This window comes from Paenibacillus sp. FSL W7-1332, assembly GCF_037969785.1.
GTDB lineage: Bacteria > Bacillota > Bacilli > Paenibacillales > Paenibacillaceae > Paenibacillus_AQ.
The window spans coordinates 1,345,055-1,360,877 of the sequence record NZ_CP150209.1 but is presented as its reverse complement, the minus strand read 5'-3'; the positions used below and the strand labels follow the sequence as shown (position 1 = coordinate 1,360,877).

Sequence of the window (15,823 nt, the reverse complement as noted above, 5' to 3'; positions counted from 1 at the left end):
AGGATGCCTTCCATGGCTGTTCGCGCTTGCTCGTATTTCGTTACACTGACACTCAACTAGCTCTTAATAAACACAATTTTTACGCCAACCACCTGATCCTGCTCATTCACGGCCTTATACACGCCATATGCACCATCGCCAATGCCGGTCCGGGATACGACGCCTCCATCCAGGACACCCGCTTCTTCTCCACTCTCGGTGATATCGCAGCAGGCATAATACCATTTCGTATCCGTATCCGAGCTATCCGATGTCGCATCAGCGTCTGGAATTCGGTACTTCTGAATATCAAAAATCCCGGCCTGCCCGCTATCCACCCCAGCTACAAAAGGACACTTGATCCATTCCAGGAATGCCCCCTGTTCAGCTGCCGAGTGATGGTAAGCCGTTAGCTTTGCGTTGGCTTCGCCCCAATCCGGGATCTCTACCTTCTGCACTTCCCCAACCCACGTTCCATTTAATACAGCTTCCAACACGCCCATGATGATAATGTTCGTATTCAATTCATAACAAGGATCCGCAACAACTAATTGTCCGGAATTCACTTCAAAATTGCCCAGTTGAATGATCAAAGAAGATACCTCCAATAACAGCGTATGATGGTTCTATTTTAGCACTTATGATGGGGGGAGTTTAAGAGCGAACCCCTGATTCAGCAACCTTTACATAATCGAGATTAGCATATTTTCAAAAGCTTCATCTGGATTATTTGATTTATTTAGATGTAACCATTCTTTGAAATCCCCTTTATATGTAATCTTTCCTCTATTTAGTATGATTAGGTGGGAATCTAAGTACATTAAGTCTTGAAGTTGATGTGTAGATATAATACAAGTTTTCCCCTCTTCTATAAGCTTCCCAATTAACTCGTGTATTCTTTTTCTAGATACGGGGTACACTCCGCTTGTTGGCTCATCAAAGATATATAAAGAACGGTCAATTCTAATTAATAAGTTGATAAAAAACCATCTTCTTTCACCGATAGACATATTCCCGATTCGTAAATCCCACAAATGTTCAAACAATTCTTTTTCAAGTTGCGACATTTTTTCAGTGTAAAAATCCGTTCCTTCAACTTCAGGTTTAACAGGTGAAGAAGAGATTCAGATTCTGGGTCACATATCCTGTACAGAAGGTAAATTGATCTCTCCAGACTCCGGTTTTAGAACATTAGTTACGCAATCAAACATTGTTGTTTTACCAGAATCATTTACACCAACAATTGCATTTAACTTTTTTGTATGTAATGAGAATTTTACATCCTGTAACACAAAATCTTTTCCTCTTGGATATTTAAATTTAAGATTTTTGATATTCTTAGCAAAATTCCTCACTTATGTATTCATACTAAAGTACGAATAGCCTAATTTTAATCACATGATATTATTGTAATTCTATCTTTGCAGCATCGATAATAAGTCTATTTTTCTCATGGCTATGCATCCTACGAAACCAAAAAATAATAACGGAATTATAAATTGAACATATAGAAATTCGTGATCGAACAATCCAGAGCCCATATTTCCAATAACCACACATTTTTCATATCAACATTAATGGCAACTTAAAAAAGGGATACATCAAAATATTCAATATGGTGGATATGCTGGAAAACTGAACAGGTAAAAGTGCTACGCTAAAAGTTGCAAAAGCTAATGGTATTGAAATGATAACAATGATGACCATTAACATTTAATATTTTCAATGAAAACATACTGTAAATAAGCGTCACAATCATTGTGAAAAGCACTAAACTAATTAAAGTATAGTCTTTAATGAACCACTTCCTTTAAGCCTTGCTGTTTGTAGTCCTATTCCATTTAAAAACGTACTGATAATAAAGGCCCAAAACCAAAAAAATGTATTTAATCATATCCAGATTGTGGCTAGTAGAATCCAAGATATTCTTCTGCATAACCAATGTAGTAAAAAGAGGAAAAACCACAGACCAAACAAACGCCACTTTTTCGAATAGTAATAATTTAATATAAAAAAACCGAAAACTCTCCTCACACCAATATCTCTCCCCTTATAAAAATCAAACTTTCAACATGTACTTCCTTTGAGTATTACACTCATCAACTAAATGGATATATAACCCTAAAAATTAATATTCATCCAATTCCATCGTTTTGTTGTTATTATTTTCACTAATGGTTTTCAGAGCGTACGCAAAAAAGCGCCTTATGGTGGCTCTATAAAGGTGGATATTTCTGCCTCGTTTCAACTTCCATTGACTCCTATTTCTTTTTCCACCGCTTATAATAGTTCACAAACTGTAAATAACCACTCGATGAAAACATATGATAATTCTGGTTCTACTAAAGTTAGAAAGGCTAGTGCTGAATTCGCAAAAGGGAAGAAACTTGAAAAAACAGGCCAATCATTTGATGTAATATTTGCTGTAGGGCATTATAATACTCCAGCACAAAAAAAGCTTAATGTTCGTTGGTCTTACAATCTATTTAATTCTCAGGATTTATATGCGTTTGGTCCACAGACTAAAAGCATGTACTTCTCGTACGCATCTAAGTAATTTACAATTAAAATAGAGAGGATTATATCCTCTTTATTTTAATTCATAGGGGGTTAATTATGTTTCTTATATTTCTTTTAGTTATTTGTCTTTTCTCTATACTTTTGATAATGCGAAATGATAACGAAAAATTCATAACCGGTTTTTCATTATTTGTGGTCATAGTTTCTATTAGTTTAAGCATATTACTTGTTAATTTGGCTGTGTTCGCTGGCTTGGGTAATGATACAACATTCCTTTCCATATTTAGTTTTAGTGTTGGTTCAATATTCAATATAGTAAAAGTTCTTATATCTATAGCACTCATATCTATGGTTGTATATTTTGCTTCAAAAGCTGATAAATAAAATTGGCCAGACCATACCTTTTATAAGATATTCCCAACCAGGTTCTTCTTCCATGTCCCGCCACACAACCATCACAAAAAAACGCACCTCCTAAAGAGATGCGTCTTTCACTGACATTCATATGCTACAAACCACATGTTACCTGTAGCTTGCAGGATTACTCCGGAATATTCCCCCCGGCCACCCGGTCGCCGGAATTGCCCGATGGATCGGTTACGCCGTCATCTTCGCCGGCATGAATGATCAGCGAGCGTCCGAGCACCGAGTTTGGCTGGTTCTTTTTAAGGGTGCCATGCTGAATGATCGTCTCCGCTTCCACGGTGCCGTCTGCGCCTACGACCAGATTCGGCATATCGCCAACATGGCTTCCTTGTGGATGCTTGAGTCCATGATGCTTGTCGGTCGGATTAAAATGCCCACCGGCAGACTTGAAATCCCTATCTTTGATCGTGTTCTCATGTACATGGAACCCATGCTTGCCTGGTGTAAGGCCGGATGCGATGATCTTCACCTTCACCCCGTCATTGATCTGCTCCAAGATAGCGGAACCGGCAGACTCCCCCGCCGCATTGTACAGCTGGACTTCAAGATGCCCCAGAGATTCCTTCCTGAAAGCCTGGTCCCAGAACACGGGTTGATTAACCGGATCCGAAACCATGCGAGCAGGTGCATCGCTGCTGCCGGTAGGAGTCTCGGAATCCGAGGCCGCCGTCCCTTGCTGCGCAAATGGTCCATCAGTGGTGGAGTTATCCTTGCCGTTCACGTAGTAGCTTATTTTAGACATCGTGTGTTTAATCGTAGCTAAAGTTCCTTCGGGATTCGCAGCAGCGAACAAAATTCCTGTGAACAGCAGGGCTCCGGCAAGAAATGCTCCAGCCATATATTTTAATTTGTTGGTCTTCTTCTTCACTTCATCGCCTCCTGAATGATGATATTCATTCATCTCCCAATCCCCTGATTTTATACGTCTAAGTCGTTATTTTATGGGATATGAGGCGTTCGGCGTTATTTATTGTTCCCCTAGACAGATATACGGATTGAATAACCTACTAAACTGGCTTTTATATCATCTCCAGCTACTGAACATAAAAAAGAGATTCCCTCCGCTACGGCGTTAATGCCCCTCTTGCAAAATGAGTTCTCTCATCCGATCCGTATGTTTGGCGGAAACCACATATACATCTTCTCCCCAATCTTTGAAACCGTAGCTGAACACACTTTCCTGACCCTCTTCCCCCAACCACAGCTTAATGGCGTGAATCGGGGATTGCTGATCATAGATAACCATCACGTCGTAATCCGGGTCTGTTCGTTTGGCAGCATCTGGTTGCTTGCGAGCCGTACGGATCGCTTCCTCAAATGCGCTTACAGCCTTCGCCTCCTTGAAAGAAAACAGTGTATCCCCGTTCATCTCGTCCCATGACTCAAATGCCGAAATCCGAATTTCGACGACCTTCTCGTCCAGAAGCTGCATCGTTTCCCAACCGGGTTCCTTATCGCAGCCTGTTAATAGAGCCGTCATATAGAGCAGCATGATCGTTAAAAAGTGCTTCATCAAATCGTCCTTCCTTATTCACAAAATAATATTATTGGATGACCCCATGCAGCTTCAGCTTGTCTATCAGCATGGTTCTGTACGTCTCTTGATCATAATGGGAGTTGTTCATTCGTTCCTTGTTCAGTCCAAGACTGTCCAAGATCCGGTACTCCAGCCTGCGCCGGGCCTTCAATACTTCCAGCGTCCCTTCGACACCCTCCAGACCGCGATGTTTGCCGTATTCCAGCTGCCTTTTTTGGCGGCTCGTTCGATCCATATTTCTTTAAAGGAGCCTGCGTCTTGCAGTAATCGCTACGAAACCCGGCAGACCTTCGACCATGATCAATTTAGTCTTCATTTCAATTCCCCTTCAAGTCTCAAAAATGATTGCAGCTTCAAGTTATTCTGTAGGGGGCGGCTGATATCCTTTTCTCTTTACAAAAAAGGCAGCGGACGTTATCTCTCATGAAGAAGCCCCCTGTATCCCCCGGGCAACTCCGAATGATCTCAATCGTGTTCCTGACCTGTCATCACTATGGAGTCTTCATTAATAACTCAAGCTCATATCTATTCGCCTTTAAACTATGGACATCTCTTTTTTAACGGACTATAATGACAAAAGCGCTCCAAAAAACGAACATTAAGGCGGTAAAAATGAGTAAATATATGTTATTATTTCAAGGGACTTCTTTTTCAGGCAAGTCTCCCAAAGAAATTCAAGTATTGAGAGACTATCTTTACTGCATTAACACGGACGGCATGATTGAGCGAGTCGTGGCACCGGAAGACGCCGACTATCAATCCTTGCTGGATACGTATCAAGGCACGGACAGCTTTCACCGACTAGAGGAAGGACAGTATTTCCTGCCTGGCTTTGTCGATTTGCACGTTCATGCCCCGCAATGGGCTCAATCCGGAACCGCATTGGACATTCCACTCTACGATTGGCTGAATACGTATACGTTCCCGCTGGAATCCAAATTCTCCGATCTGGCGTTTGCGCAACAGGTTTACGACGATGTGGTAAGTACCCTGCTGGCCAACGGAACAACGACGGCCCTTTATTTTGCCACGGTGCATAAAGAAGCCAGCTTGTTGTTAGCCCAAATCTGTGCGAGCAAAGGCCAGCGCGGACTTGTCGGAAAGGTTGTCATGGACGATCCTGAGCAGAATCCGGATTACTACCGCGATGCGGACACATCCACGGCACTGGCAGATACAGAGGAATTTATTATCGCTGTACAGGAACTCGCCAAGACCACCAAACAAGGCGTGTATCCCGTCGTGACCCCACGCTTTATTCCAAGCTGCACCGATGAGGGGTTGAAGGGGCTAGGCGAGCTGGCAGCCAAATACGACACGTATGTGCAGTCCCATTGCAGCGAAAGCGATTGGGCGCACGGGTATGTGAAAGATCGGTTCCAGAAAAACGATGCGTTTGCCCTGCATGATTTTGGCCTGCTGCGCGATAAATCGGTCATGGCTCATTGTAATTTTCTCGATGACCAGGATGCCGAATTGTTCGCTGACACCGGCACCGCGATCGCGCACTGCCCGATATCCAACGCGTATTTCGCCAACAGCGTCATCCCGGTCGCCCGCTTCCACGCCAACAATGTGGAGATCGGTTTAGGCTCGGATCTATCCGGCGGCTTCTCACCGAGTCTCTTCGATAATATAAGACAGGCCGTAATGTCCTCGAGGATGCTGGAAGATGGCGTGAACACCTCCCTTCCTGCGGAAGCTCGCGGCGTGCCCGAGTCGCGGATTACGGTCCATGAGGCATTCTATCTGGCCACGGCCGGAGGCGGCGAAAGTCTGAGCTTGCCGATTGGCCGCATTCAAGAAAACTACGCATGGGATGTGCAGGTGATCGATACGAGACTTCCATCCGCCAAGCTGCCGATGTTCGATGAGAATGAAGACACACAAGATATTTTTCAGAAGATCATGTATCTGGCACGTCCTGAGCATATCCGCGAGGTGTGGGTACAAGGGGAAAAGGTTCATACGCGTTAAGAAAGATAGAGGTTGTTCAAAAAGCAATTCATCCTAACATTCGAGGTGTCCAGCGGAGTGAATACACAAGCAGACAAGCAAAATGACGAGCAAACGAAGTCACAGCATTTAACGGTACCTCCCGACGGCAAAATATCATTCGGGAAATCCGCCATTCTCGGTTTACAGCATGTCGTCGCGATGGACGTCTATGTCGTTCCTTTCCTGATTGCCATGTTAATCGGCTTGGCGCCTAATCAGTCCAGCGCATTGATCCAATCCACGTTTATTGCGGCCGGGCTTGCCACGATTGTGCAAACGTATTTCTGTATGAAGCTGCCGATGGCGCAGGGTCCTTCCTATGTTCCACTAGGCGCGATTGTCGCCATCTATGCCGCCAGCGGCGGAGGGGAGATGGGTTGGAGTTCCGTGCTGGGCGCGAGCTTGATTGGCGCGATCCTCGTCATTATTTTGGGATATACGGGAGTTTTCAATAAAATCGTGAAATCCTTCATCCCGCCCATTGTCGGGGGCACGATCATCTTCATCGTCGGTCTGTCGTTATTGCCTGTTGCGATTCGAGACAATATCTACGGCGCCGCGGACGCCACCATCAATCAGAATGTGCTGCTGGCCCTGATCTCAGCGGCTGCACTCATCCTGTTCGTCATCCTAGGTTCTCTGTTCCGAACAAGAGGCGCGATATTCCGCGTTACGTCCGTGATGGTCGCATTAATTATCGGATGTATCTCCGCCAACTTTATGGGTGTGCTGGATTTCAGCGCTGTCGCAAACGCCAAGTGGTTCAGCATGCCGCAGATTCCGTTTAAGGATTTTGGCTTTTCGTTTGACTTCTCGGCGATCATCACCATGGTCATCATTTACCTCGTACTGCTGGCGGAAACAACGGGTACATGGTTTGCCATCAGTAACGTCATCGATAAACCGTTAACGGATAAGAACATTAACCGAGGGGTGATTGGCGAAGGGATCAGCTGCCTGATTGCTTCAGGACTCGGCTCGACGCCGGTTACCGGCTATTCCACGAATGCAGGGATTATATCCATCACGGGTGTGGCTAGTCGCCGAGTCTTCCTGGCGGTAGGCGGATGGTTTGTCCTCTTCGGCTGTTCCGGTAAATTGGCCGTGCTGATCTCCTCGATCCCAACCGCGGTCATCGGCGGCGTATTCGCCATCGTCTGCGGCATCATCTCGATTAACGGGATCCAGGTCATGAAGAACGTGAAAATCGGCGAAAAAGAAATGTACATTATTGCTATTCCGATGATTTTGACGTTAGCGTTAGTGCTCATTCCTAAAGATTACTTGTACACACTGCCTACGTTCGTGCAGTATTTACTCGGATCACCGATTCTGGCTGCTTCGCTTGCAGCGATCTTGTTGAATAAATTGCTGCCTAGTGCGAAGTAAGTTGTAGAGCGAGGCAGGGCACTTTTTGACTGAACCTTACATTTGAAATAATAGAATTCATGAAAAACGCTATGCTTCTCGTAAGCTTCTTACGATAAGCACAGCGTTTTTACTATTTTGAGAGTATGATTTTAACTTTGCTAGATACCTCGACTGTAACTATATTGATGTTTTCGTTTTTTGCGTTTGTACTTGCTCAGCGTATATTTCACCCCATTCTCTCATCTGGATAATGATGTTGGACAATGTCTGGCCAAATTGTGTTAAGGAATATTCTACTTTTGGAGGAATGACATTATACACTTCTCTATGAATAATCCCATCATTTTCAAGCTCTCTCAATTGTAAAGTCAACATCCGCTGAGAAATCCCTGGAACCAATCGTCTAAACTCATTAAATCTACGCGTATCGTTAAGTAAATGATAAATAATGACACCCTTCCATTTACCCCCAATTACATCTAACGTAACCTCTACGGGGCAAGCATGCTGAAGACCATCCGTACACTTTCCGTAACCACTTTTTCGATTGCGCATCATGACACACCTCTTTTTACAGTATACATAATGTTACTATACAACATTAATGTGCGTACTTATTTTTTATATTATTATCACCTATATTATAACTGTACTTATCATTTTGAAATGATCTTAAAATAAAGGAGAGATATCATATGGTGGAAATGAAAGCCGTAGGATTGTATAAATACCTTCCCATTCATCATTCAGAAAGTCTGATCGATATTACAATACCGAAGCCAAAAGCGGAAGGACGCGATATTTTAGTTAAAGTCAATGCCATCTCGATTAATCCGGTTGATGTGAAAGTAAGGGCGCCTAAAGATAAACAAGAGGAAACACCAAAGATTCTTGGATGGGACGCCTCAGGTATTGTAGAAGAAGTTGGGGAAGATTGTAAATTATTCAAACCAGGTGACCAGGTTTATTATGCAGGAAGTATAACTAGACCAGGAACATATAGCGAATATCATTTAGTAGATGAAAGAATCGTTGGTAAGAAACCTGAAACGCTTAATGATGCACAAGCAGCTGCATTACCTTTAACCGCCATAACCGCTTGGGAAGGATTATTTGAACGATTAGGTATCGACTTGAACAATACACAAAAAAATAAAGAACGTTCTATTTTAATTATAGGTGGCGCAGGTGGAGTAGGTTCTATAGCTATTCAACTGGCAAAGTTAGCAGGATTAACGGTTATCTCAACAGCTTCCCAACAAGAATCAATAAATTGGTGCAAAAAACTTGGTTCGGACTATGTGATTAATCACTATAAACCTTTTGTTGAACAGTTGGAAGAAATCAACTTGAAAGGTGTTGATTATATCTTTTGTTTAAATAATACGGATCAACACTGGGATCAAATTGCTGCTTCTATACTTCCACAAGGCAAAATTTGTTCGATTGTTGAAACAGCTGAGAAACAAGATTTAAATGTACTCAAGAGTAAAAGTGCTACCTTTGTTTGGGAGTTTATGTTTACGAGAGCCATGTTTCAAACAGAAGACATGCAAGAACAACATCAATTACTTTCTGCCTTATCAGAATTTATCGATCAAAAAAGAATAGTAACGACCCTAACCGACGTACTTAGACCGATTAATGCTGAAAATCTAAAAAAAGCCCATGGAATGGTTGAATCCGGGAAAATGGTTGGGAAAGTTGTTATCGAACATTTCGAATAATTCATTTACACGGATCAAAATCATAAAAGTCCAAAAAAAGCAGTCCAAAACTGGATTCCAGTTTTGCCTGCTTTTTTTGATGCAACGATTGTTCACATTAGCGTAATTGTGTCTACTGAACCTATGATTGCACTCACTTCTTCTTGTTTCTCATAGCGGCGAGCAGCTTCACCTTCCCGTTGGCTCCTTCCACAAAGCGCCGATAGTCGGGGGATTCCACCGGAACGATCGCGATTTGCCCCTTCGCATTGAAATGAATCCCCCACCCGTATTTCTTCGGGAGCATCGATGCTCTCAAGCATGGTTGCGGCTTCCTAAAAAACTCGTCTCGAATCTGGTTCCCTCTCTCGGCTAACTCCGTCTCCGGAATGTTTTTGTGCCGGATATGCACTTCGTACAAGAGCTCCTCCTGGGTATAGGCGTACGGATTATTCGTGATTAACTCAAACTCGATACCCGGCTTGGTTTTTCCGTCTTTCTTGTCCGGCGGCTGCGTTCCGGTCTCAACAGGGCAATCTGTTGCAACGGTAATAAACGTATCATAGTAATTCCAATCCATTATCGTTCCTCCTAAACTAATATATATAGCACCGCTCATAACACATCGACTTATTTAAAACTAATTATAACCCTCTATCCCTGACAGAATCGGTCAGTCATTATCGCCGTCTTTTCTTATTCCCCCCATTAAAAAAATGCTTGAACCTCTACCCGCGTCACCTTTTAAGATATGATTCAGACTTCTTATACGAAAGGTGACGAGAATGAAATTAACCACAAGAAAAGAAAAAATGACGGTACAAATCATGCTTGGGACTTCTCTGGTTCTAGGGTTGCCCCAGTGGTTTAAGTATACGTTTTTAATGATTGAAACCTTCATCATATTGTATGCTATGTTTTGCATCGCTCTTCAGAAACCTTATCATTATCCGGCAATACCTTACATCAAAAATAAAGAGATCCATCGAAATGAGGCGCTAAAATGTTAGATCAAATGATGACTATCGGACAATTATCGAACCACACTGGCGAATCGGTCAGAACGTTAAGATACTACGACAAAATCGGCTTGTTAACACCCAGCGATTACAAGGATGGCGGACACCGGCTGTACAGTAGGGATGACTTGGTACGTCTCCAACAGATTCAGGCATTGAAATTCATAGGTTTTTCGCTGAAGGATATTGCGAACATATTGCAGTATGCCCATATCGAACAAGAGCAGATCAAAAGCACGATACAATTCAAAAGAAAACAGCTCACTGCGGAGCTAGAAAGAATACAGGATATGATCGACCAATTAAATCATATGGATATGATCATTTCGAATGAAAACTCAGTGGATATCAGATCCTTTTGCTTTATTATGCACTCCATCCTTTGGGAAGAAGAGAATCTGGATGAAAACAAACGGAACCTGTATAAAATCTATAACTTTCGAGATCCAGAGCGATTCAAGCTCGACCAAGAGTACTATAGCTTATTCTCAAGAATTAGACACTTAGTCATGTCCAAGACAAGCCCTGAATCTGAAGAAGCGCTAGAATGTATGAGGAGATTGATGTTTCTCCATAAACAAACACTAATCAAGATGGCAAAGCTTCAAGAAGATGCTCCCGAGGCTGAAACATTCAATATATTGGATCCATTTACCGATGAGGAAAAAGTCTTCATCAAGGATGCCATGCGCATGATGTCGGAGTCGGAGTAATACATCCATATCATCATTAAGGTGGGAATACATTGATACAAGATATTTTGCAAAAAGTAGAGCATATTCCAGTTCTTTATCAATTTATAGCTGTGTTCGCAATCTCGTTTATCCCTTTCCTCGAGGCTCATGTAGCGGTGCCTGTGGGAGTGCTGCTGAAGCTCCCGTTCATTCCAATTGCTGTTCTGGCCATCTTGGGCAACTGGCTTTCGGTCTTGACCGTAATCATTTCCTCTTCATGGATCAAATCCAGATTTTTCAATGATAGAAGCGATAGTTTTGTTTATCGACGTTTTCAAAAAGGTAAAGTGTATTTCAATCGATATGGCGTTCCTGGCATTTCCCTATTAGGGCCAATCATTGGGGCTAACCATATAGGCGCATTAATTTGCACGATGGCCAATGCGGATAAGAAAAATATCATCACTTGGCAGACCATTAGTATTATCTTGTGGGCGGTAGGGTCTGGGCTGCTTATTCATTTTGGGAGAGAGTACTTGCTTAGATAGATGATTCATCGTTATATCTTGAGGAGCATTTGAAGACAAATTAATGAAAAAGCGGCTACTAAGATGTCAGAAATAAATCTTGGTCGGCCGCTATTTTTATTAAACTTCGTTTCCAGTTAGCTTAACAATTTTCCATTATACCAACTAATGTGTCCCAGCAGTAGTGACATACTTGGTTAGTAGATTGCGAATTGCCTTCTAAGCGGTATAACGCGTGTGGTATACTTAGCACAAAATTAGAGCGTGACAAGGGAGTTCGTATGAACCATCACAGGATAATAGAACAAGCATTGATTCATATTGAGGAAAATTTAGAACAGCCTTTAACCGTGTCATCCGTTGCGCTTACTTTCAATATGTCTAAATATTATTTTCATAGGCTTTTTTCTGCCATGATGGGCTGTTCCTTAAATCAGTACATCCTATCTAGAAGATTGAATGCCGCTTTATCACTCATTTATAACAACAACTTGTCATTAACCGATATTGCTTACCAGTTAGCCTTTGGTACGCAGGCCTCATTCACCCGGGCATTCAAACAACATTACGGCGTAGCTCCAAGTTCGCTAAGAGCAGGGTTTAAACCAATCACTCCGACTCCAATACCTACTGTAGTTAAAAGACCATTTAAAAATATTCATGGTGATATCGTCACGGACTTCACACTGACAGAGTTCAAAGAGACCCGAATCAGCGGGATTGCCTTTGAAGTAGACCTAGCCACCGATGATTACAAGCAGAAGATTCACTCCCATTCAACAATGCTGCTGAATCATATTGATGAGAACATAAATGGTTCTTGTTTTGTCATTTATTCAAACTGTCAACCCAATTCAACCCGGTTCAAAGTGCTGTTCGGAATCCCAAGTGACATTCAAATTCATAAACCCTTTTATTTCACGATTGATGTACCGACTATTTTTTGTGCGAGGTTCAACTATTTTGGTGACCTGCTTGATATTGGAGAAGTGCTCAAAACAGACTATGCAAGATTCTTAAAGATTTCCAAGCAAGAGTCCGATCAATCGGATATTGAACTTATCCAGGTTTTTAATGACGTCCACAATCTGGATTCAGCCTACCATATCTATGCCCCCATCAAGAAACTTCCTGACGATCTGGACATTTAATGTTGCACATCTCTAATTCGATGCTTACTTACGTTCCGACCAAATAATATATCCGATCCATATCAGAGCAACGCCCATCGGTATCGCCAATGCCCGATCATACGGATGGGGAATAATTGCAGCGGCAAAGGTCACTACAGCAGCGAAAGCCAGCAGAATTGCTGCTGGGCGGGGGAAGACTCTGGCACGTAATGCGGCGATGCCTAGCAGGAGACCTCCTAGCATATACAATACGCCCGCGAGCGGTGCTAATATTGGGAAGATCCCCAGATGAACCTCGCTGACTGTTCCTCCAAAGAGCCCAACCATTCCTGCCACAAACTTATCAGCATCACTTGTCAACAACGGCAAAACGAATGCTTCGATGAAACTAAAGATTAATGAGATTAACCAGAACAGATTGAATAAAAGAAAACCGATCAGGCCAAGCCACCCCGCTTCTTTCGCTTGGCGTACATAGAATCCCGTAATTCCGATCAGGTTAAAGAACGACATAGCCATAGTCAGGCATGCCACCACTACCCAAGAGTTTGTGTGCACAGAAGAGATATCATCTGTCGGATGGATAAATTGAATGACGATATATAGAATCCCCGCTATTATTGCCATAAATCCTGACCACCGGTTGAGAACATGTGCCGTTATTATTGATTTACTTACCTCTGTATTGAGCTCTATATTCACGATGTTTCCTCCACTTCTAGATATTAATCACATGATCGCCACATCTTTCTCGACATGACAGGTTTTCGACTCTAAACATCCAACGAGGATATTTTGAAAATTCTTTGCTACAGCCCCTTCCTTAATCTGTTTGTCGAATATAACTTAACAAATATAGCCTGCCCTTACTTTTCAGATCTTGCTGTAATTAGTGAAGAAATCGTAAGGAACCTTATAACGAAAAAAAGCACCTCTATCGAGATGCAAACGAATCTACAATATATTTCTCCCCCGTTCAATCTATTGGACCATAACCATATCAACCATTCGCAGTTACTTTGTGGAACTCGCTCCCTCAACCTGTCACTGTGCTGACAAATTCGTACGATATGAAGGCAAGTTGGTTACTTTCCCCATCTCGCTCAGCAGCTTCTCCATACTTGCTCGCTGAAACGAGACCAGATATACGGCCAACAGTTCATCCGTCTCTTCTTCGGATACGTCGAGTTCAAATACGATCAGCACATCGTCCTTTACGTAGATTTTCCATGCGTTCAGCTCCGACCCTTCTTCTAGCTCATGCTCTCGCTCCAAATGCATACTGCTGCAGTAATCGGACAAGCCCCACATGCTCTCATCAAAAATGACCCAATAGGGCAGCCGATCCTCAACTCCTAACTGAACCAGTGCCTTGCCAGCGAGAAAACGTTGAAGCGATCGATTTTCCAGCTGCCAATCAGGGCAATTCCACGCGCACAGGTAAACCGGCGGATCCTCCTTCTCCAAATCCTGAATGCGGATCCCGCAATAGATCACGGACTCCTCCACTTGATAGAAGACCAGGAATGCTTTGTCCGTCGTAAAAAACGTTTCATCCGGAATGAACACGTCCTCCAGTGGGAGCGGTTCATATTGGTTATTGCACCCTTGGGTGATATACGGGGAACGTCCCAAAATCTTGTAATAATCCCGCAATGCAGTCGGCAACGAAAAGCCCAGGCTCTGTTCTTTAGCCTGAATGTCCGCTTCCGGAATGCCGTGGGTCTCTTTATGATGCTCTCCCAATACACGGAGAAGTGTTTCTATATTTGCTTCCATTAATTGCGTGAACCTCCTCGTGATGCGTCTGGGTATCATCTACTTCTCTAAATATACTGCAGATTTGAGGTTGTGCCCAGGAATAGAACGTCATTTCGGGCCTATTACAAATGGTACCGAGCCCCGCTTTAGTAGCTCAAGCTCTTTCCACTTTCATAGCGTGAATACGTTCGAAATTCCGGTTGACGAAACCAAAATCGGGAAGTATAATCAAATCCATATTAAACTTATAGGAATTATTAAACATTAAAAAGATACCGACCATTCAAATGGAGGTCACAGCCTCAGCAGGATATTCTGCTGGTGTTGTGGCCTTTTATTGTTGATCATCCTATTTTTGAAAGCTAGGTGAAGTTGAAGTGATGAGAAAGTTCATGTCCAATCCGTTGATCGGAAAATGCCTGCCTTGGGTTCTCCCCATCTTACTAATCGTTCTGTGGTCCATATTATCCAATCTTGATGTGATATCGAGAAAAATCCTCCCCCTGCCTCAAGACGTTTTATTTTCTTTCAGGGAGTTGCTGTTGTCAGGAGAATTAATCGAACATATCTCGATCAGCTTTCAAAGAGCGTTCATTGGTTTCCTAATAGGCGGGGGGATCGGTCTTGTACTGGGCTTTATGAACGGCTTATCCTCCATTGCTGAAAAATTGTTGGATACCACGATTCAAATGGTACGCAATGTTCCTCATCTGGCGATGATTCCGCTAGTCGTTCTATGGTTTGGCATTGGCGAGGAGTCAAAAATATTTTTGGTCGCGATCGGCGTGTTATTCCCGGTCTACATCAATACCCTGCACGGCATCCGCTCCGTGGACAACGGGTTGATTGAAATGGGGAACGTATACGGGCTGCGCTCCGCTTCGCTCTTTTGGAGAGTCGTTCTGCCTGGCGCACTGCCTTCCATTCTGGTCGGACTACGCTACGCCTTAGGCATCATGTGGTTGACCCTAATCGTATCCGAAACGATCGCTACGAATTCAGGCATCGGCTTTCTGGCCATGAACGCAAGAGAATACATGCAAACCGATATCATTCTGCTTACCATTTTGCTTTATGCCTTATTTGGAAAGCTGGCCGATTCCATCGCCAAGCTCTTAGAGAAGCGGTTCTTACAATGGAACCCGAACTATCAAAAGTAAGCTCTGAAAGGA

The 15,823-nt window shown here is 43.0% G+C and carries 17 protein-coding genes; 8 read left to right on the top strand and 9 right to left on the bottom strand.

From position 1 onward, the window contains the following. Positions 1-56: 56 nt before the first annotated feature. Entirely contained in the window at positions 57-572 is a 516-nt protein-coding gene (locus MKX98_RS05835) for a DUF4241 domain-containing protein (RefSeq protein WP_339221996.1), read from the bottom strand. Between the two features lie 90 nt (positions 573-662). Continuing rightward, a complete protein-coding gene (locus MKX98_RS05830; RefSeq protein ID WP_339221994.1) occupies positions 663-1,046 on the bottom strand; it encodes an AAA family ATPase in 384 nt (127 codons plus the stop codon). A 1,157-nt stretch (positions 1,047-2,203) separates the two neighbouring features. On the opposite strand from MKX98_RS05830, the gene MKX98_RS05825 reads away from it, so the two are divergent. Next, the gene (locus MKX98_RS05825) at positions 2,204-2,536 is read left to right on the top strand and encodes a hypothetical protein (protein WP_339221991.1); all 333 of its coding nucleotides are present in this window, start codon (positions 2,204-2,206) and stop codon (positions 2,534-2,536) included. 504 nt (positions 2,537-3,040) lie between these two features. On the opposite strand, the gene MKX98_RS05820 is transcribed toward MKX98_RS05825, so the two are convergent. The 3 genes from MKX98_RS05820 to MKX98_RS05810 all read right to left on the bottom strand — a co-directional run bounded on the left by MKX98_RS05820 (position 3,041) and on the right by MKX98_RS05810 (position 4,697). Next, positions 3,041-3,826 (bottom strand): superoxide dismutase family protein, encoded by a 786-nt coding sequence (locus tag MKX98_RS05820; protein ID WP_339221990.1) that lies wholly within the window; start codon positions 3,824-3,826, stop codon positions 3,041-3,043. A gap of 171 nt (positions 3,827-3,997) precedes the next feature. Beyond that, complete coding sequence (locus MKX98_RS05815; RefSeq protein ID WP_339221988.1) at positions 3,998-4,438, bottom strand: hypothetical protein; 441 nt, start codon at positions 4,436-4,438, stop codon at positions 3,998-4,000. Between the two features lie 31 nt (positions 4,439-4,469). Next, positions 4,470-4,697 (bottom strand): hypothetical protein, encoded by a 228-nt coding sequence (locus tag MKX98_RS05810; RefSeq protein ID WP_339221986.1) that lies wholly within the window; start codon positions 4,695-4,697, stop codon positions 4,470-4,472. 377 nt (positions 4,698-5,074) lie between these two features. Here MKX98_RS05810 and guaD point away from each other — a divergent pair, with 377 nt between their 5' ends. Both guaD and MKX98_RS05800 read left to right on the top strand, forming a co-directional pair. Continuing rightward, complete coding sequence (gene guaD / locus MKX98_RS05805) at positions 5,075-6,439, top strand: guanine deaminase (RefSeq protein WP_339221985.1); 1,365 nt, start codon at positions 5,075-5,077, stop codon at positions 6,437-6,439. Positions 6,440-6,496: 57 nt separating this feature from the next. Further along, positions 6,497-7,849 (top strand): solute carrier family 23 protein, encoded by a 1,353-nt coding sequence (locus tag MKX98_RS05800; protein WP_339221983.1) that lies wholly within the window; start codon positions 6,497-6,499, stop codon positions 7,847-7,849. 159 nt (positions 7,850-8,008) lie between these two features. Here the strand turns inward: MKX98_RS05800 and MKX98_RS05795 are convergent, their stop codons facing one another. Continuing rightward, positions 8,009-8,386 (bottom strand): helix-turn-helix domain-containing protein, encoded by a 378-nt coding sequence (locus MKX98_RS05795; protein WP_194545057.1) that lies wholly within the window; start codon positions 8,384-8,386, stop codon positions 8,009-8,011. A gap of 149 nt (positions 8,387-8,535) precedes the next feature. Here MKX98_RS05795 and MKX98_RS05790 point away from each other — a divergent pair, with 149 nt between their 5' ends. Next, complete coding sequence (locus tag MKX98_RS05790) at positions 8,536-9,558, top strand: zinc-binding alcohol dehydrogenase family protein (protein WP_339224329.1); 1,023 nt, start codon at positions 8,536-8,538, stop codon at positions 9,556-9,558. A 133-nt stretch (positions 9,559-9,691) separates the two neighbouring features. Here the strand turns inward: MKX98_RS05790 and MKX98_RS05785 are convergent, their stop codons facing one another. Next, the gene (locus MKX98_RS05785; RefSeq protein WP_339221981.1) at positions 9,692-10,117 is read right to left on the bottom strand and encodes a DUF6157 family protein; all 426 of its coding nucleotides are present in this window, start codon (positions 10,115-10,117) and stop codon (positions 9,692-9,694) included. 423 nt (positions 10,118-10,540) lie between these two features. Between MKX98_RS05785 and MKX98_RS05780 the strand changes: the two genes are divergently transcribed. The 3 genes from MKX98_RS05780 to MKX98_RS05770 all read left to right on the top strand — a co-directional run bounded on the left by MKX98_RS05780 (position 10,541) and on the right by MKX98_RS05770 (position 12,908). After that, entirely contained in the window at positions 10,541-11,269 is a 729-nt protein-coding gene (locus MKX98_RS05780) for a MerR family transcriptional regulator (RefSeq protein ID WP_194541096.1), read from the top strand. Positions 11,270-11,301: 32 nt separating this feature from the next. Continuing rightward, positions 11,302-11,778 carry a small multi-drug export protein gene (locus tag MKX98_RS05775; protein ID WP_339221979.1) on the top strand — a complete coding sequence of 159 codons (477 nt, stop codon included), beginning with the start codon at positions 11,302-11,304 and terminating at the stop codon, positions 11,776-11,778. A gap of 260 nt (positions 11,779-12,038) precedes the next feature. After that, entirely contained in the window at positions 12,039-12,908 is an 870-nt protein-coding gene (locus MKX98_RS05770) for an AraC family transcriptional regulator (RefSeq protein WP_339221978.1), read from the top strand. A 24-nt stretch (positions 12,909-12,932) separates the two neighbouring features. Here the strand turns inward: MKX98_RS05770 and MKX98_RS05765 are convergent, their stop codons facing one another. After that, positions 12,933-13,592, bottom strand: coding sequence for a hypothetical protein (locus tag MKX98_RS05765; RefSeq protein WP_339221976.1), 660 nt, complete (start codon positions 13,590-13,592; stop codon positions 12,933-12,935). 342 nt (positions 13,593-13,934) lie between these two features. Next, positions 13,935-14,669, bottom strand: coding sequence for an SMI1/KNR4 family protein (locus MKX98_RS05760; RefSeq protein WP_339221975.1), 735 nt, complete (start codon positions 14,667-14,669; stop codon positions 13,935-13,937). A 362-nt stretch (positions 14,670-15,031) separates the two neighbouring features. On the opposite strand from MKX98_RS05760, the gene ssuC reads away from it, so the two are divergent. Next, positions 15,032-15,811 (top strand): aliphatic sulfonate ABC transporter permease SsuC, encoded by a 780-nt coding sequence (gene ssuC, locus MKX98_RS05755; RefSeq protein ID WP_339221974.1) that lies wholly within the window; start codon positions 15,032-15,034, stop codon positions 15,809-15,811. Positions 15,812-15,823: the final 12 nt, after the last annotated feature.